The following is a 17,810-nucleotide window of genomic DNA, read 5'->3' on the forward strand; positions in this document are numbered from 1 at the left end:
AACAATGCCAGCGATCGAACGCGTTATTCCCATCGTCGGCCAGATTTCCGATCCATTACGCGAGATGCTGGCGCGGCGCCTGCGCGAACTCGCCGGCCTCGGCGTCATCGCCCTCTCCTGTGTCGTCGCCGCGGCTCTGATGACCTGGTCTGTGCAGGACCCGAGCCTCAGCCACGCGACCTCAGGTCCGATCCGCAACCTCATGGGCCGTCCGGGCGCAATCGGCGCCGACATGCTGATGCAGATTCTCGGACTCGGAGCGATCATGCTGATTCTCCCCGTGGCGGTCTGGGGATGGCGACTGGTGACGCATCGTCACTTCGACCGCGAAGCGCTTCGGATCGCGTGCTGGATTCTGTGCGCGGTGATCGCGGCAGGATTTGCAAGCTGCCTGCCGCGCAGCGGCGCATGGCCGTTACCGACCGGACTTGGCGGCGTCGTCGGCGATGCGCTGGTGCGTTTCCCGGCCGTCGTGTTCGGCCCGCCCGGCCTGATCTATCGTATCGTGCTCGGCATCATCCTGTTCGCCGCGATGATCGGGAGCTTCGTCTTTGCATGCGGCGCGGGCGCGCAGGAAAAGATCGTGGAGCGCACACGGCCGCCGATGATCGAAGACGAAGAGGATTTCGAGGAAGACGATCGCAGATCGATCTCGCTGGGATGGCTCGTCCATGCGGCGATGAGTGCAAAGGCGCGCATCGTCCGCATGGGCTCCGCGCTTTTCGCCATGATGGTCGGACGATCCGAATCACAACGCACGCGATCGTTCGAGCGCATGGAGCCAAATCTCGGCGGGGAACGCCGCGCTCCGTCGCTGGTACCACAGGACGAATACGAAGAGGAAGAAGAGGACGAGGAGGAGGAAGAAGACGAAGAGCCCGCGCCGCGTGCCCGCAAGCGTGCCGAACCGAAATCTTCCGGACGCAAGGGCGTGTTCGTGCTGCCGCCGATCTCCGTTCTCGCCGCTCCGAAAGCATCGGATCGCTTCACGTTGAGCAAGGACGAGCTTGAGACGAATTCGCGCGCCCTGGAAGGTGTGTTGCAGGATTTCGGCGTGCGCGGCGAAATCGTGAAAGCCAGCCCCGGACCTGTCGTGACGCTTTACGAGCTCGAACCCGCACCGGGCATCAAGTCGTCGCGCGTGATCGGCCTTGCCGACGACATTGCACGCTCAATGAGCGCAGTTTCGGCGCGTGTCGCGGTCGTCTCCGGGCGCAACGCCATTGGCATCGAATTGCCAAACGTCAAGCGCGAGACAGTTTACCTGCGCGAACTGCTCAACGCGAAGGAAGCAACCGGGAGCACCGCGAAGCTGCCGCTGTGCCTCGGCAAGACCATCGGCGGCGAGCCTGTGATCGTGGATCTGGCACGCATGCCGCATCTTCTGATCGCGGGCACCACCGGCTCGGGCAAGTCGGTCGGCATCAATACCATGATCCTGTCGCTGCTCTATCGCCTGCGCCCGGACCAGTGCCGCCTCATCATGGTCGATCCGAAGATGCTCGAACTGTCGGTCTATGACGGCATTCCACATCTGCTGACGCCGGTGGTGACCGATCCGAAGAAGGCGGTCGTCGCGCTGAAATGGGCCGTGCGCGAGATGGAGCAACGCTACAAGAACATGGCGAAACTCGGCGTCCGCAACATCGACGGCTACAACACGCGCGTCGCCGAGGCGAAGGCAAAGGGTGAGGAACTGACCCGCACCGTCCAGACCGGCTTTGACAAGGAAACCGGCAAGGCGATCTACGAGGAAGAGAGACTCGAACTCGAACCGTTGCCCTATATCGTCATCATTGTGGATGAAATGGCCGACCTGATGATGGTCGCCGGCAAGGACATCGAGGGCGCGGTGCAGCGCCTCGCACAGATGGCACGCGCCGCAGGTCTCCATGTGATTCTCGCCACGCAGCGCCCCTCGGTGGACGTCATCACGGGCACCATCAAGGCGAACTTCCCGACGCGTATCTCCTTCCAGGTCACCTCGAAGATCGACAGCCGCGTGCTTCTTGGCGAAATGGGCGCAGAGCAACTGCTCGGCCAGGGCGATATGTTGTATATGGCGGGCGGCGGGCGCATCAGCCGCGTCCACGGCCCGTTCGTGTCGGACGAGGAAGTCGAAAAGATCGTCCGTCATCTCAAGTCGCAGGGACAGCCGGAATATCTCGAGGCGGTCACTGCGGAAGAGGAAACCGACGAGGACGGCAACGCCGTGTTCGACGGCACCAGCATGGGTGCCAACGGCGGCGAAGGCGACCTGTTCCAGCAGGCCGTCGCCATCGTGAAACGCGACCGCAAGGCATCGACCAGCTACATCCAGCGGCGGCTTCAGATCGGTTACAACCGCGCCGCCACCCTGATGGAGCGGATGGAGCTGGAAGGCATCGTCGGACAGGCAAATCACGCCGGAAAACGCGAGATTCTCGTCGCCGAGGAAGAGGACCGATTTGGCTGAGACCCTGTTCGCAGCCGCGAAAACGCCATAGCTTGGGGCTAGCCCCGGCGGAAAGATCACAAGGCATTCCCGACAGGACGGACCGTTGAAAAAACCCCATCGCAATCAGCCGTCCTGCCAGCCCCGGCGGCCAGCCCGCGTTTTTTCTGTCGCGAAGGTGCCGACACTGGCGCTCGCGGCGACGATTGCAGCATCGCTTATGATGCCGTCGGCACTGGCGCAGGCTGTTCCGGTTCCCAAGCCCGCGCCGAAAGCACGCCCCGGGGACATCCCGGCACCGCAGGCGCAGGCTCCGAACACCTCGACGCCTCCGACACCGATCATTCCGGATCTGCGCAGCCTGTTCGGCGGCGGGACGCCGAGCCAGAATTTCGACGCCAATCAAAAGGCGCTGGCCGGCAAGGTCAGCACCTATCTCTCGTCCTTGCAGAACGTCTCGGGCAATTTCGTACAGGTCGGTCCGGACGGCAAACGCACGACCGGCGATTTCTACATCCAGAAGCCCGGCAAGATCCGTTTCGAGTATGACGATCCGTCGCCGATCGCGCTTGTGGCCGACGGCACGTCGGTGGTCGTGCTTGACCGCAGGCTCGCAACCCAGGACGTCTACCCGCTGTCGCAAACCCCGTTGCGCTATCTCCTGTCCGACCGCATCGATCTCTTGCGCGACACCAATGTGGTGGGCGTGTCATCGGACAACATGTTTATCAGCGTGACGATCGAAGAAAAGCAGGCGCTGGTCGGGACCAGCCGCCTGATGCTGATGATCGGGGCCAAGGACAATCAGCTCAAGCAATGGACCGTCACCGATCCGCAGGGATACGACACCACCGTCGCGGTCTACAATCTCGACACCACCAAGAAGCTCGATCCGTCGATGTTCAAGATCGACTTCACCAACTATCAGAATTCGAACAACTGACCGCGTCCTTCGCAAGTTGCGGCTGCCCACCGTCTGGGCAAGCGCAGCCATTTGAAGAACGGTGCCGCTTCCATTAGCCTGCGCCCGGCGATCCGCCCTGAATCGACAGGGTGTGACGATCCGGAATCCCGCCTCCCCCATGCGCTTCACCCTGACAACCTGGAACATCAATTCGGTGCGGCTGCGCATCGATCTGGTCGCGAAATTCATCAAATCGGTGCGGCCCGATGTGCTGTGTCTTCAGGAAACCAAATGCATCGATGACGCGTTTCCGCTGAAGCGTTTCAAGCGGCTCGGCTATGAGCACGTCGCGCTCAACGGCCAGAAGGGCTATCACGGCGTCGCCATCGTCTCGAAAATTCCCTTCGAGAGCAGCGATGTGCAAACGTTCTGCGGCAAGGTCGATTCACGTCATATCTCGGTGTCCTTCGGACAGAAGGCACAAATCGCCAAGCCGCTGGTCGTGCATAATTTCTACGTGCCTGCCGGCGGCGACATTCCCGATCCCGCACTCAATCCGAAGTTCGAGCACAAGCTGTCGTTCCTTGACGAGATGCGCGATTGCGAGCCGCTGCATCCGAAAGCCAATGACAGGCACATTCTCGTCGGCGATCTCAACGTCGCCCCGCACGAGCATGACGTGTGGTCGCACAAGCAGCTCTTGAAGATCGTGTCGCATACACCGATCGAATGCGAGAAGCTGCTCGGCGTACAGGCGCAGGGCAACTGGATTGACGTCGCGCGGCAGCGAATTCCGCTATCCGAGAAAGTCTATTCCTGGTGGAGCTACCGCTCCGCGGACTGGAGCGCGGCGAATAAGGGCCGCCGCCTTGACCACATCTGGGTCTCACAGTCGCTCGGCGACAGCGTTCGTGATTTCAAAATCACCAGGGACGCGCGCGGCTGGGAGCGTCCGTCAGACCATGTGCCGGTCACGGCGGTACTCGATGTGTGATTTCAGATAAGGCGGCGGCGGAAACTATCGCAGCGTTTCGGTCGCCCGGACCATTGCACCCGCCGCCGCGTTGGTGCGCGCGGCAAAATCGTCGCGCAGGCGCCTTGCCGCTTCGGGATGACTTTCGAGCACACGCTGGAACAAGCTGCGCGAGATGCGCAGCACCGACGACGGTTCGAGAGCCGTCGCCGTCGCCGGCCGCGCCATCGGAACCACCAGCGCGAGCTCGCCGATCAGAACGTTCTGGCCCGCAATGGCTTCATGACCATCGTCCGAAGCCACGCGAAACGCGCCGTGCCGAACAATGAAACCGGAATCCGCAGGATCGCCCTGTTCGAACAGCCGCTCGCCGAATCCGTAATCGCGCTGCTCGGCGCCGATCGCAAGCACCTGCAATGCCGCCGCACCCAACAAATTCAGTGTCGGGACGCGCGAAAACAGGGCGATGTCGTCTTCAATAGCCATAGGGCGCCGAAAGGGATCGGCGATTGATTCGCCTCATGGCACCAGCTTATAGCCGCCGGATTCAGTCACAAGAATTTCGGGGTTGGCGGCATCCTTCTCCACCTTCTGGCGCAGGCGATAGATATGCGTTTCCAGCGTGTGAGTGGTGACGCCTGAGTTATAGCCCCAGACCTCCTGCAGCAGGGTCTCGCGCGACACCGGCATCTGCCCGGCGCGGTAGAGGAAACGGAGGATCGCGGTTTCCTTCTCGGTGAGCCGGACCTTCTTGGCATTAGCGCCGGTCAGCATCTTGGAGCCCGGGCGGAAGCTGTACGGACCCACCGAAAACACCGCGTCTTCGCTGGCCTCGTGCTGGCGCAGCTGCGCGCGGATGCGGGCCAGCAGCACGGCGAATCGGAAAGGCTTCGCGACATAGTCGTTCGCGCCCGATTCGAGCCCGAGAACCGTGTCCGAATCGGTGTCGTGGCCGGTCAGCATGATGATCGGCGACTTGAAGCCGCCCTTGCGCAGGCTGCGGACCACCTCGCGGCCGTCGGTGTCGGGCAGACCGACATCCATCAGCACGAGGTCGGGCGAGTTGCTTTTCGCCGCCAGCGCGCCTTTCGCGCCGGTATCGACGGCGGATGCCTCGAACTCCTCGTGAAGCGACAACTGCTCCACCAGGGCATCGCGCAGATCGGTGTCGTCGTCCACGATCAGGATCTTGCGGGCGTTGGCCATTGCATCCAGTCCTTTAAAATTCGGCTTGTATATAGAAGGTCCTAAGAGCGATCTCGAAGAACCTCGGCGAAATAGAGCATTTGCAGGCGAAAGCGCAAGCCGGAGTTGTACGCAGTCACGGGAACCAATTATGGGAAATCTAGGCTTTCCAAGGGCTTATCGAACACCGTTGCGTGATCGGCCGCTTTCCGCTGTCAGGGTCCGTGCTGCCGCCGGCCGGCCGAACCAGGGTTGGCTGGTGGCGGGCACCCATATCCTACCGGTCGCGCTTGGACGCGGCGGAATCAAGGCCAACAAGTTCGAAGGCGACGGCGGAACACCCCGCGGCATCTTCCGGCCGGTGCGGCTTTGGTGGCGCGCCGACCGGCACCCCCGGCCGCGAACCTATCTTCCGGTCCGGGCGATCCGCCCTGCGGACGCCTGGTCGGAAGATCCCGCCGAGCGGCACTACAACCGCGCGATCCAGCGCGCGCCTGGCGAAGGCGGTGACCGGTTAACCCGTGAAGATCATCTCTATGATTTCATCATCGAGATCGACCACAACACCCGTCCGCGCATCGCACGGCGGGGCAGCGCGGTTTTCCTGCATCTCGCCCGCGAGAAATTTTCGCCAACGGCGGGCTGCGTCGGGCTGACGCGCGGTGGGATGCTGCGCTTGCTGGAACGGATCGGACCGCAGACGAAGATCGTGATCGGTGACGTTGCAAGCTACTCGTCATTGCGAGCGAAGCGAAGCAATCCACTCTAGCAAAAAGCTGGATTGCTTCGTCGCTGGCGCTCCTCGCAATGACGATGGAGTTCTTCGTGCGGAATCTACCGCCTTCCGAAAATCGCGGACCCGACACGCACATGGGTTGCGCCGAGCTGGATCGCAGTGGCGAAGTCCGCGCTCATTCCCATCGACAATAATTTCAGTCCATTGCGCTCCGCGATCTTGGCGGTCAGCGCGAAATGCGCCGCAGGCGGATCCGCGGCCGGCGGAATGCACATCAGTCCGGAAATTTGCAGACCGTAGACGTCGCGGCAACTCGCAATGAATGCATCGGCATCCGCCGGCGCGATACCCGCCTTCTGCGGCTCCTCGCCGGTGTTGAGCTGAACGAACAGTTGCGGATGGCGGTCTTGCTTAACGATTTCTTTCGCCAGCGCCTCGCAGAGACTGGCGCGGTCCACCGAATGAATGGCGTCGAACAGCGCGACGGCTTCCTTGGCCTTGTTCGACTGCAACGGTCCAATCAGATGAAGCGCGAGGCCAGGATGCGCCGCCATCAACGGCGGCCACTTGGCTTTCGCTTCCTGCACGCGGTTTTCGCCGAACACGCGCTGACCTGCACGGATCACCGGCACGATGGCGTCGCCGTCGAATGTCTTCGATACGGCAACCAGCGTCACCGAGGAGCGCTCACGGCGGGCATCCCTGCACGCACGCGAAATTTCCCGCTCCACGGCGTCGAGACCGTTTGGTGAATCGGATGTTACCGGCGGCACATTATCCACAGCCATCGATGTAAACTTGCCTTCAAATTAAGGATCATTCGAATTTTAGCGAATTCAAAAAAGGGTCCTTGAACCCTTTTTTGTAGTGTTGGCGTGGGGCAAGGGAATACCGATGTCAATCGCCAGCTTCGGCCGCAACACGTCAAAACTCAAGGCGCTATTCGGGATTCGCGCGCGCCTTGTGCTTCTGGCGTTGATTCTGGTCGTGCCATTGATGCTCGACCGCGTCCGTCTGCTGGAAGACTCGCGCTCCAGGCAGATGATCCAGGCTGCAAACGAACTATCGGAGCTTGCAAAGCATACCGCCGACGCGCAGCGCGAAATCATCTCGACGGTCCAGGCCGTTGTGAAATCCTCCGCCTACATCTACGCCGCAGCCTCCCAGCAGGGACGCGGCTGCGCGGTGATGCGCGCAAGCCTGCGGGTCGATCTGCCCTGGATCAGAAACCTTTCGATCATTGGCCCGGAAGGCAAGATCGACTGCTCCACAAAGCAAAGCATCGTCGGCTTTGATCTCCACGACCGCGATTATGTCCTCAAGGCGCGCGAGCTTCACGATTTCGTTCTCAGCGACTTCATCCCGAGCCGCATTACCAGCCTGCCGACGCTGATTGCCGCGTATCCGGTTTCGGCGGTGGACGGCAATCAGGAATCGGTGGTCATCGCTGCGATCGATCTGAAATGGATGTCGCAGCTGCTGGTGAATCGCGGCGGACGTTCGGGCGTATCGGTTGTCCTTGTCGATGGCGCGGGCACGATCCTGGCGTCCCCACCCGAAAGCATGAATCTGATCGGGCAGAAGCTCAAGGACACATCGCTGCTGGAAGCGGTCACGCTGCGTGAAATCAATCTCGATCGCGAATATGGATCGATCTCCTTCGAATCGGCCGATGGCGAGAAGAAGGCCGTATCGTTCGCGCGGGTTACCGGCACCAAGGCCCGTATGATTGTCAGCGTCAATCAGTCCCTGATGCTGGGCGACATCAACCATGACATCCGGACTGCGTACATCCAGCTTGCAATCGTGGTTCTCGCGACGCTGCTCGGCGCCTGGTTCGCCGGCGAGCGCCTCATCATCCGGCCGCTCCGCGCGATGACAGACACCGCCAATCGTTTTGGCCGCGGCGAATTTTCGGCGAGGGCATCGAATGCCTCGCTGCCAATTGAGTTTATTCCGCTCGCCCGGGCGTTCGATACCATGGCGTCACAACTCTCCGAGCGTGAGCGCGAAATGGCCGCCGCCAACGACCGCCTCACCGTCATCGCATCGCTCGATCTGGTGTCCGGGCTGGCCAACCGCCGGGGCTTCCAGAGCCGGCTCGAATTCGAGTGGATGAAGGCACTGCAATCCGACACCCGGCTTTCGCTGCTGATGATCGACGTCGATCATTTCAAGCTTTTCAACGACACCTACGGCCATCCCGAAGGCGACGCCTGCCTCAGCCGCATCGGCGAGGCGTTGTCGACAATCGCGGACGCCTATGCCGGCTTCGCAGCCCGTTATGGCGGCGAGGAATTCTGTTTGTTGCTGCCGAATAGCAGTGCCGCCCGCTCGCTGCAGGTGGCTGAAAAAGTTCGCACAACAATCGAAGAACTGACGATTCCCCACGTCACCAGCGACTTCAGGCACGTCACCGTCAGCGTGGGCATCGCGACGGTCACGCCGGGCAGCGCCCAGCCCCAAGACGATCTGATCGAGGCCGCGGACGCGGCGCTGTATGCAGCCAAACGCCGGGGCCGGAACACGGTGGTCGAACACGGCCTGATCCTGCCTGCCGATCGGCCGGTTTCCCTGGCCGGCTAAGGGCCGCGCAGGCCATATTTGCGCCTAAAGCGTTGACCCCTCGCGGTCTTTTGTGGCTAGTCTGCCGCCTCCTGAATCCCCCTTTGGCAGACGACCCATCCGATGAGCACCGAACGCTATAACGCCCGCGAATCCGAGCCACGCTGGCAAAAGCTCTGGGACGAGCGGGCGATTTTCGCCACCCGCAATGACGATCCCCGGCCGAAATATTACGTGCTCGAGATGTTCCCCTATCCGTCGGGGCGCATACACATGGGTCATGTCCGCAACTACACCATGGGCGACGTGGTCGCTCGCTACATGCGCGCCAAGGGCCACAACGTGCTGCATCCGATGGGCTGGGACGCCTTCGGTTTGCCTGCCGAGAATGCCGCCATCGAGCGTAAGGTGGCGCCGAAGGCATGGACCTATGAGAACATCGCCGCGATGAAGAAGCAGCTCCAGACCATGGGGCTGTCACTCGACTGGTCGCGCGAATTCGCGACCTGCGATCCGAGCTACTACAAACATCAGCAAAAGATGTTTCTGGATTTCATGAAGGCGGGGCTCGCCGAGCGCGAAAAGCGCAAGATCAACTGGGACCCGGTCGACATGACCGTGCTCGCCAACGAGCAGGTGATCGACGGCCGCGGCTGGCGCTCCGGCGCCGTTGTCGAACAGCGCGAGATGAACCAGTGGGTCTTCAAGATCACGAAGTACTCGCAGGATTTGCTTGACGCGCTCGACACGCTCGATCGCTGGCCGGACAAGGTGCGGCTGATGCAGCGCAACTGGATCGGCCGCTCGGAAGGATTGCTGATCCGTTTCGCGCTTGACCCGGCGACGGCGCCAGGCGGCGAGAACGAACTCAAGGTTTTCACGACGCGGCCGGATACGCTGTTCGGCGCGAAGTTCATGGCGATCGCGGCGGATCATCCGCTTGCGCAGGCGGCGGCGGCGAAGAATCCGAAGCTCGCTGAATTCATTGCCGAGACCAAACGTCAGGGCACCGCGCAGGAAATCATCGACACCGCCGAGAAGCAGGGCTTCGACACCGGCATCAAGGCCGTGCATCCGTTCGATCCCGACTGGAAGCTGCCGGTCTATGTCGCCAACTTCGTGCTGATGGAATACGGCACCGGCGCCATCTTCGGCTGCCCCGCGCACGACCAGCGCGACCTCGACTTCGTCAACAAATACGGCCTCGGAAATACGCCGGTGGTCTGTCCGCCGGACGTCGATCCCAAATCGTTCGTCATTACGGACACCGCCTATGACGGCGAAGGCCGCATGATCAACTCGCGTTTCCTCGATGGCATGACCATCGAGGAGGCGAAGGAAGACGTCGCCAGGCGCCTCGAGAGCGCAACGCGCGGCAATACGCCGGTCGCCGAGCGGCAGGTGAACTTCCGCCTGCGCGACTGGGGTATTTCGCGCCAGCGCTACTGGGGCTGTCCGATCCCCGTGATTCATTGCCCGAAGTGCGATGTGGTGCCGGTGCCGGACAAGGATTTGCCGGTCGTGCTGCCGGAGGATGTGACCTTCGACAAGCCGGGCAATGCCCTCGATCATCATCCCACCTGGAAGCACGTCACCTGTCCGCAGTGCGGCGGCAAGGCCACGCGCGAAACCGACACGATGGACACGTTCGTCGACTCGTCGTGGTATTTCGCGCGCTTCACCGATCCGTGGAACGAGAACGCGCCGACGACTCGCAATGTCGTCGATCGCATGATGCCGGTCGACCAGTATATCGGCGGCGTGGAGCATGCGATCCTGCATCTGCTGTACAGCCGCTTCTTCGTTCGCGCGATGAAGGCAACGGGGCACATCGGCATGGACGAACCGTTCGCCGGCATGTTCACGCAAGGCATGGTGGTGCACGAAACCTACAAGAAGCAGGACGGCACCTTTGCCTCGCCGGCCGAGATCAGCATCGAGACCGTCGGCGACAAGCGCATCGCGAAACTGCTGACGACGAAAGAGCCGATCGAGATCGGCCCGATCGAAAAGATGTCGAAGTCGAAGCGCAACACCGTCGACCCCGACGACATCATCGGCACCTACGGCGCCGACACCGCCCGCTGGTTCATGCTTTCCGACTCGCCACCCGACCGCGACGTGATCTGGAGCGAGGAAGGCGTGCAGGGCGCCGGCCGTTTCGTCCAGCGCATCTGGCGGCTGGTGAATACCGCCGCTCCGCTTCTGCCGAAGCCGGGGACGGCCATCCCGGAAAACAACGACGCCGCGATGGCGCTCCGGCGCATCGCGCACCGCACCCTTGCGGATGTCTCGACCGCGATCGAACGGCTGCGGTTCAACACCGCGATCGCAAAGCTCTATACCTTCGTCGGCGCGCTGGGCGACGTCGTCGACGGGCCGGCGAAATCCCTGCAGACCGACCCCGCCGTCGCAGCGGCGGCGCGAGAGGCATTCGACATCCTGGTCCGGCTGATCTCCCCGATGATGCCGCATCTGGCCGAGCAATGCTGGCAGGCTCTGGGGCATCAGGAACTGGTTTCGGAGGCAAATTGGCCTGAAACCGAGGCCAAACTGCTGGTCGATGACACAATTACGCTGCCAGTGCAGGTTAATGGCAAGAAGCGCGCGGATGTCACGGTCGCCCGAAATGCTTCAAACGGGGAAATTGAGGCTGCCGTTTTGACACTCGATGCAGTAAAATCGGCTCTGGACGGGAAACCTCCCCGAAAAGTCATCGTCGTTCCGCAGAGGATCGTGAATGTCGTGGTTTGATAAGCGCATCGCTGTCCGGCTCATTGCCGTGGCCGCCGTTGCGGCCCTGACGGCCGGGTGCTTCCAGCCGATGTACGGCGAACGCAGCGCGACCGGCGGATCGGCTTTGCGCGAAAAGCTGCAGGGCGTCGAGGTTCCTCCGCTCAACCTGCCGAACGGCTCGCGCGAAGCACGGCTCGGTGTCGAGATTCGCAACCATCTGATGTTCAGCATGTACGGCAGCGCAGTCGGCGGCCCGCCAACCCACCGGCTGGTAATGCGGCTGAGTACATCCCGGCTGTCGGTCATCGTCGACCCGACAACCGCCCGGCCCGATATCGAGAACTACGGTATCGATGCGACGTATGAACTGAAGGACAACGCCACCGACAAGACGGTGCTGACCGGTACGACCTTCTCGCGTGTGTCCTACGATATTCCGGGACAGGCGCAGCGTTTCGCCCGCTCGCGCGGACTGCGTGACGCCGAAGACCGCGCCGCCAAGGTCATCGCCGACAATATCAGCCAGCGCCTCGCCTCGTTCTTCATCGCTGGCACCTGATCGACAATAAGCCTTGAGATAAGTGTGGTCGCGCTTCGAGGGAAAGAAATCGACGCGTTTCTGGCCCGGCCCGATCCGTCGCGGCCGATCATCCTGCTCTATGGCCCGGACGCAGGCCTCGTACGCGAGCGCGCCGATGCCTTGATGGCCTCTGCTGTCGACGATCCGAACGATCCGTTCTCTCTGGTCAGAATGGACGGCGACGAGCTCGCTGCCGAGCCGTCGCGCCTTGTCGATGAAGCCATGACCGTGCCGCTGTTCGGCGGCCGCCGCGCGATCCGGATTCGCGCCGGCTCGCGCAGCTTCGCAAGCGGCATCGATACGCTGGCCGAGATGCAGCCGAAGGATTGCCGCATCGTCATCGAGGCCGGCGAACTGCGCCCGGATGCACCGCTGCGGAAAGCCTGCGAGAAAGCAAAGACCGCAGTCGCCATCGCCTGCTATGCCGACACCGAGCGCGATCTTGCCAGACTGATCGACGACGAACTGCGCCTGTCGAATCTGAAAATTGCACGGGACGCGCGCGCGGCACTCACCTCACTACTTGGCGGCGACCGGCAGGCGTCACGCAACGAAATCCGCAAGGTCGCGCTTTACGCACACGGTCAGCGCGAGGTCACACTCGATGACGTGGTTGCTATCGTCACCGACGCATCGGGATTGGCGCTCGATCCGATCGTCGACAATGCCTTTGCGGGACGCGCCGCCGACGTCGAACCCGCGTTCGCCAAGGCAATGGCCGCCGGAACCTATCCCGGCCTGATCATCATGTCGGCGCAGCGCCACGCGGCGCTGCTGCACAAGGCGCGGCTCTCGATCGAAGAAGGGCGCAGCGAACTCGAGGCGCTCGACAGCGGATTTCCGCGGCTGCATTTTTCGCGCAAGACGCTGGTCGAAACGGCGTTGCGCAATACCAGTTCCGAGCGCATGGCGCGTGTCATGGCACAACTGGCGGATGCGGCATTCGACATGCGCAAACAGTCGTCGCTGGCGGAAGTCATTGCACAGCGTGCGCTGCTTGCAATCGCGGTGAATGCCCGGCGGCGGGGCTAGACGATCCGAGACGCGGCTTAGCGTCACATGCGATGTCGTCCCCGCGAAAGCGGGGACCCATACTCCCTGAACTTTCGATTCATAGAATATGCTGGGACTGGCTTTCTTCCTTCACCACAACATTCAGTGGTTATGGATCCCCGCTTTCGCGGGGATGACCGGAAGATAGAGCGGCGATCTCTTTCTGGCTTACTTGCCTGCTTCCAGCCGCCGCAGGATCTCGTCGAGCTGATCGAGATCGGTGTACTTGATCTGCACCGTGCCACCGGGATTGCGGTGATCCACACTGACCTTCAATCCGAGTACATCGCTGACGCGCTTTTCGAGTGCGATGGTGTCGGGATCTTTTACTTTGGCAGAACCGCCACCGCGCGCCTTCTGGGCGCCGCGCTCCGGCACGCCTTCTTCATGCGCCAGCGCTTCAGTCTGACGCACGTTCAGACCTTCCTCGACAATCCGCTTCGCCGCGGCTGCCGCGTCGGGCACGCCGATCAGCGCGCGCGCATGACCGGCCGACAGTTTGCCTTCGGCTATATAGGCCTGAACCTGATCGGGCAGCTTGGTCAGGCGCATCATGTTCGCGACATGGCTGCGGCTCTTGCCGACGATCTTGGCGATGTCTTCCTGGCTGCGTTTGAATTCCGCGGCGAGCGCGTGATAGCCCTGCGCCTCTTCCATCGCGTTCAGGTCGGAGCGCTGCACGTTCTCGATGATCGCAATCTCGAGCGCATCGCTGTCGTTCACCTCAACGGTGACAATCGGCACATCGTGCAGACCCGCGCGCTGCGACGCACGCCAGCGCCGTTCGCCGGCGATGATTTCGAAACGATCCTGCGCGCCCCTCACCGGCCGCACCACGATCGGCTGAATCACGCCATGCTGCTTGATCGACGCCGACAGCTCGTTGAGTTCTTCGTCGGAAAAAGTCCGCCGCGGATTGCGCGGGTTGGCCTTGAGAAATTCGATGGGAACGCGGCGCGGCGTGCGCGCGGGACGATCAACATGCGCCGCCTCGCCGCCGACATCGCCAATCAGACTTGCAAGACCGCGACCCAGTCGCGAACGCTCTTCGGCCATTGCCGCTTCCCTCGCACTCAACTCACGCACTCCTGCTTCACAAATTTTCACAGCGGCGAGCATCATCGCCGCAAGCTTTAACGTCGCAGGATCAGTGCGCGCGCAACTCACGCTCGCGCTGGATGACTTCCGTCGCGAGTTTCAGATACGCTTCGCTGCCGACACACTTGAGATCGTAGACCAGAACCGGCTTGCCGTAGGACGGTGCTTCCGAGATGCGCACGTTGCGCGGGATCATGGTGTCGTAAACTTTCTTGCCCATGAACTGGCGCACATCGGCAACGACCTGGTTCGACAGGTTGTTGCGCGAGTCGAACATCGTCAGCACGATGCCGTGGATCGACAGCGTCGGATTGAGCGTCGAGCGCACCTGCTCCACCGTCTGCAACAACTGCGACAGACCTTCGAGCGCGAAGAACTCACATTGCAACGGAACGAGAATGGCGTGCGATGCCGCCATCGCATTGACGGTGATGAGGTTGAGTGACGGCGGGCAATCAACCAGCACATAGGTGTAGTCGGTGTCCGGCGCGACATTGACGTTGAGCTCGGCAATGGCGTCGCGCAGACGGAACGCGCGGTCGCGTGTGGTGCCGAGTTCGAGTTCGAGACCCGAAAGATCCATGGTCGAAGCCGCGATGTGCAAGCGAGGCACCGCAGTCGGAATAATCGCCTCGCGCAGCTTGGCTTCGCCGACCAGCACGTCGTAGGTCGAGCAGCTGCGGTTGCGGCGGTCGATGCCGAGACCGGTCGAGGCGTTGCCCTGCGGATCGAGATCGACGATCAGCACCCGCTCGCCGATGGCAGCCAGCGCGGTCCCGAGATTGATCGCGGTCGTGGTCTTGCCGACGCCGCCCTTCTGATTGGCCAGCGCCAGGATCCGGGGATGGCCCCGTTCGCCCGTCGCCGCGCCGTTTTCGTCCTCAAAAATTCCGCCGATGCCAACCATGTGCCTGGCCGCCTTGTACCTGTTACTGCCGGACGATTATCGCCGCTCGATCTTGTTGAGCTCGACGATCCAGCCGTGTCCGCCTGTGCGGCTGGGATGCAAAATGGGCTCGATATTCCAGTATTTAGTAGCTTCCGTCAATTCAGACTCTACATCTTGTCCCTTTAGAAAGAGTGCTTTCGCGCCCCGGCTCACCAAAGGTTCTGCATAGCCCAGCAACATATGTAGTGGAGCGACCGCGCGCGCTGTGACGCAATCTATCGGCGCCTTTGAGCTATCCACATAATCCCCGATGTCGGCGAGGATAACCGAGCCGGCCCCGCCGGTGACCCGCAGCGCTTCGCGCAGAAATGCCGCCTTCTTGGCGATTCGTTCGACAAGCTGGACGGACGCGCCTTCATGCTCCGCCATCGCGCAGGCCAGAACCACCCCGGGAAAACCACCGCCGCTGCCGAAGTCGAGCCAACGTCTTGCCGACGGCGCGAGATCCAGAACCTGGAGTGAATCGGAAATGTGCCGGGTCCAGAGCTGCGGCAACGTCGACGGTGCAACGAGATTGGTCTTGGCCTGCCACGCCACCAACAAACCGACATAGCGATCGAGCCGCGCCTCTGTTTCACGTGAAACAGGCGTGAGCGCCAACGCCGCCGCCTTGTCCGAAGCCGGGATGGAAATCGGGGCCGCCTTGGCCATGGGATGCCTCAGGCCGATGCGGCGGATGATCGGCGAGCCTCGCGGCGCAGATAGGCCGCGAGAATTGCCAGCGCTGCCGGAGTCATGGCTTCGATCCGGCCCGCCTGCCCGATGGTCCGAGGCCGAACCTTCTCGAGCTTCTGCCGCGCTTCGTTCGAGAGTCCTGGAACGGCGCTGTAATCGATATCCGCCAGAACCAGACCTTCGTCGCGGCGAAATGCCTGCACATCAGCAGCCTGGCGAGCCAGATAGACATCATACTTGGCGTCGATCTCAAGATGGACGGCAATCTTCGGGTCGATGCTATTGAGTTGCGGCCAGATCGACGTGACGGTGGTCCACTCAACCTCGGGATAAGCCAGCAGCTCGAATGCGGTCCGGCGCTGGCCGTCATGATTGAGCATGAGACCGTGTTTTGCGGCTTCGTTCGGGGTCACCGAAAGGGATTTCGCCAATGATTTCGCGAGGTTAAGCGCAGCGATCTTGGCGGCGTGACGCCCTGCCCGTTCGCTTCCGACACATCCCAGGGCAATGCCCCGATCGGTCAGGCGCTGATCGGCGTTGTCCGCCCGCAGCGTCAGGCGATACTCGGCCCGGGAGGTGAACATCCGGTACGGCTCGGTGATACCGCGCGATGTCAGGTCATCGATCATCACGCCGAGATAACCGTCGGCGCGGTCGAACACGACCGGTTCAGCGCCACCGGCCAGCAAGGCGGCATTCAATCCGGCCACGAGACCCTGCGCACCGGCTTCTTCATAGCCGGTGGTGCCGTTGATCTGTCCGGCCAAGAACAGGCCCGGCACGCGCTTGGTCTGGAGGGTTGGATCGAGTTCACGTGGATCGACATGATCGTATTCGATGGCATAGCCCGGCCGGACCATTTTCACGTGCTCGAGGCCCGGAATGGTCGCCAGAATTGCCTGCTGGACCTCTTCCGGCAGCGAGGTCGAGATGCCGTTGGGATAAACCGTGGTGTCGTCCAGCCCTTCCGGCTCCAGGAAGATCTGGTGGCCGTCGCGATCGCCGAACCGGACGATCTTGTCCTCGATGGAGGGGCAGTAGCGGGGCCCGGAGCTCTTGATCTGGCCGGAATACATCGGTGAGCGATGGACATTGGCCCGGATGATCTCATGGGTCGCGTTGGTGGTCCGGGTGATCCCGCATTCGATCTGCGGGGTCATGATCCGGTCGGTCAGCACCGAAAACGGCTCGATCGGATCGTCTCCGGGCTGCATTTCCACCGCCGACCAGTTGATCGTCGATCCGTCGAGCCGCGGCGGCGTTCCGGTCTTGAGACGGCCCAGGATAAATCCGGCTCGCTCAAAGGATTTGGAAAGACCCATCGCCGGAGCTTCGCCGACCCGTCCGGCGGGCCAGTTCCTCTCACCGAGATGGATCAGACCCCGCAGGAAGGTCCCGGTGGTCACGACCACCGCGCCAACGGCAAATCCCCGGCCATCGCCCAGACGAATCCCGGAGATTCGACCCTCGGACAGCAAAAGCTCGTCGGCTTCGCCCTCAATCACGGTCAGGTTGGGCGTGCCCCGGATTTCCGCCTGCATCGCCGTCGCATAAAGCTTACGGTCGATCTGGGCACGGGGACCACGCACAGCGGGTCCTTTCCGGCGATTCAGAACCCGGAACTGGATGCCACCCTGATCGGCCATGCGACCCATCAGGCCATCCAAGGCGTCGATTTCCCGGACCAGATGGCCCTTTCCAAGGCCTCCGATGGCAGGATTGCAGGACATCGCGCCAATCGTCGCGAACTGATGGGTGACAAGCGCGGTTTTGGCGCCCGCGCGCGCGGATGCCGCCGCAGCCTCACAGCCGGCGTGGCCTCCACCGATCACAATGACGTCGAATATCTGCATGAGCAGACTTCTATCGCTTTGGTGCGAAAGCTGAAAGACGGAATCGATCAGAGATGTTTCACGTGAAAC

Annotated in this window: 15 protein-coding genes; 8 read left to right on the forward strand and 7 right to left on the reverse strand. The window is 62.1% G+C overall.

Annotated features, from left to right (window positions below):
- Nucleotides 1-4: 4 nt before the first annotated feature.
- From AC1Q67_RS11165 to AC1Q67_RS11175, 3 genes are all read left to right on the forward strand, one after another.
- Entirely contained in the window at nt 5-2,455 is a 2,451-nt protein-coding gene (locus AC1Q67_RS11165; RefSeq protein ID WP_492234080.1) for a DNA translocase FtsK, read from the forward strand.
- An 85-nt stretch (nt 2,456-2,540) separates the two neighbouring features.
- A complete protein-coding gene (locus AC1Q67_RS11170; protein ID WP_492234079.1) occupies nt 2,541-3,377 on the forward strand; it encodes an outer membrane lipoprotein carrier protein LolA in 837 nt (278 codons plus the stop codon).
- A 139-nt stretch (nt 3,378-3,516) separates the two neighbouring features.
- Nucleotides 3,517-4,332, forward strand: coding sequence for an exodeoxyribonuclease III (locus AC1Q67_RS11175; RefSeq protein WP_492234078.1), 816 nt, complete (start codon nt 3,517-3,519; stop codon nt 4,330-4,332).
- 24 nt (nt 4,333-4,356) lie between these two features.
- On the opposite strand, the gene AC1Q67_RS11180 is transcribed toward AC1Q67_RS11175, so the two are convergent.
- Both AC1Q67_RS11180 and AC1Q67_RS11185 read right to left on the reverse strand, forming a co-directional pair.
- A complete protein-coding gene (locus AC1Q67_RS11180) occupies nt 4,357-4,797 on the reverse strand; it encodes a Crp/Fnr family transcriptional regulator (RefSeq protein WP_492234077.1) in 441 nt (146 codons plus the stop codon).
- Nucleotides 4,798-4,830: 33 nt separating this feature from the next.
- Nucleotides 4,831-5,517, reverse strand: a complete 687-nt coding sequence (locus AC1Q67_RS11185) for a response regulator transcription factor (protein WP_006023290.1) — start codon at nt 5,515-5,517, stop codon at nt 4,831-4,833.
- 130 nt (nt 5,518-5,647) lie between these two features.
- Between AC1Q67_RS11185 and AC1Q67_RS11190 the strand changes: the two genes are divergently transcribed.
- Complete coding sequence (locus AC1Q67_RS11190) at nt 5,648-6,265, forward strand: L,D-transpeptidase family protein (protein WP_492234076.1); 618 nt, start codon at nt 5,648-5,650, stop codon at nt 6,263-6,265.
- Nucleotides 6,266-6,330: 65 nt separating this feature from the next.
- On the opposite strand, the gene AC1Q67_RS11195 is transcribed toward AC1Q67_RS11190, so the two are convergent.
- A complete protein-coding gene (locus tag AC1Q67_RS11195) occupies nt 6,331-7,020 on the reverse strand; it encodes a YggS family pyridoxal phosphate-dependent enzyme (protein ID WP_492234075.1) in 690 nt (229 codons plus the stop codon).
- Nucleotides 7,021-7,126: 106 nt separating this feature from the next.
- Here AC1Q67_RS11195 and AC1Q67_RS11200 point away from each other — a divergent pair, with 106 nt between their 5' ends.
- The 4 genes from AC1Q67_RS11200 to holA all read left to right on the forward strand — a co-directional run bounded on the left by AC1Q67_RS11200 (nt 7,127) and on the right by holA (nt 13,145).
- Nucleotides 7,127-8,818 carry a GGDEF domain-containing protein gene (locus AC1Q67_RS11200; protein ID WP_492234074.1) on the forward strand — a complete coding sequence of 564 codons (1,692 nt, stop codon included), beginning with the start codon at nt 7,127-7,129 and terminating at the stop codon, nt 8,816-8,818.
- Nucleotides 8,819-8,920: 102 nt separating this feature from the next.
- Nucleotides 8,921-11,551, forward strand: a complete 2,631-nt coding sequence (gene leuS, locus AC1Q67_RS11205; protein ID WP_492234073.1) for a leucine--tRNA ligase — start codon at nt 8,921-8,923, stop codon at nt 11,549-11,551.
- Complete coding sequence (locus tag AC1Q67_RS11210; protein ID WP_024576798.1) at nt 11,538-12,092, forward strand: LPS assembly lipoprotein LptE; 555 nt, start codon at nt 11,538-11,540, stop codon at nt 12,090-12,092. The genes leuS and AC1Q67_RS11210 overlap by 14 nt, the downstream gene beginning before the upstream one ends.
- A gap of 24 nt (nt 12,093-12,116) precedes the next feature.
- Nucleotides 12,117-13,145 (forward strand): DNA polymerase III subunit delta, encoded by a 1,029-nt coding sequence (gene holA / locus AC1Q67_RS11215; protein WP_492234072.1) that lies wholly within the window; start codon nt 12,117-12,119, stop codon nt 13,143-13,145.
- Between the two features lie 189 nt (nt 13,146-13,334).
- Here the strand turns inward: holA and AC1Q67_RS11220 are convergent, their stop codons facing one another.
- From AC1Q67_RS11220 to mnmG, 4 genes are all read right to left on the reverse strand, one after another.
- On the reverse strand, nt 13,335-14,222 hold the full coding sequence (locus AC1Q67_RS11220) for a ParB/RepB/Spo0J family partition protein (protein ID WP_024576796.1): 888 nt from the start codon (nt 14,220-14,222) through the stop codon (nt 13,335-13,337).
- Between the two features lie 91 nt (nt 14,223-14,313).
- Complete coding sequence (locus AC1Q67_RS11225) at nt 14,314-15,171, reverse strand: ParA family protein (protein WP_492234071.1); 858 nt, start codon at nt 15,169-15,171, stop codon at nt 14,314-14,316.
- A 36-nt stretch (nt 15,172-15,207) separates the two neighbouring features.
- Nucleotides 15,208-15,864 (reverse strand): 16S rRNA (guanine(527)-N(7))-methyltransferase RsmG, encoded by a 657-nt coding sequence (gene rsmG, locus AC1Q67_RS11230; protein WP_492234070.1) that lies wholly within the window; start codon nt 15,862-15,864, stop codon nt 15,208-15,210.
- Between the two features lie 8 nt (nt 15,865-15,872).
- Nucleotides 15,873-17,741: a tRNA uridine-5-carboxymethylaminomethyl(34) synthesis enzyme MnmG gene (mnmG, locus tag AC1Q67_RS11235; RefSeq protein WP_492234069.1), complete on the reverse strand. Its 1,869-nt coding sequence runs from the start codon at nt 17,739-17,741 to the stop codon at nt 15,873-15,875.
- Nucleotides 17,742-17,810 lie beyond the last annotated feature (69 nt).

Source organism: Afipia sp. GW823-FHT06G09 (assembly GCF_058794875.1).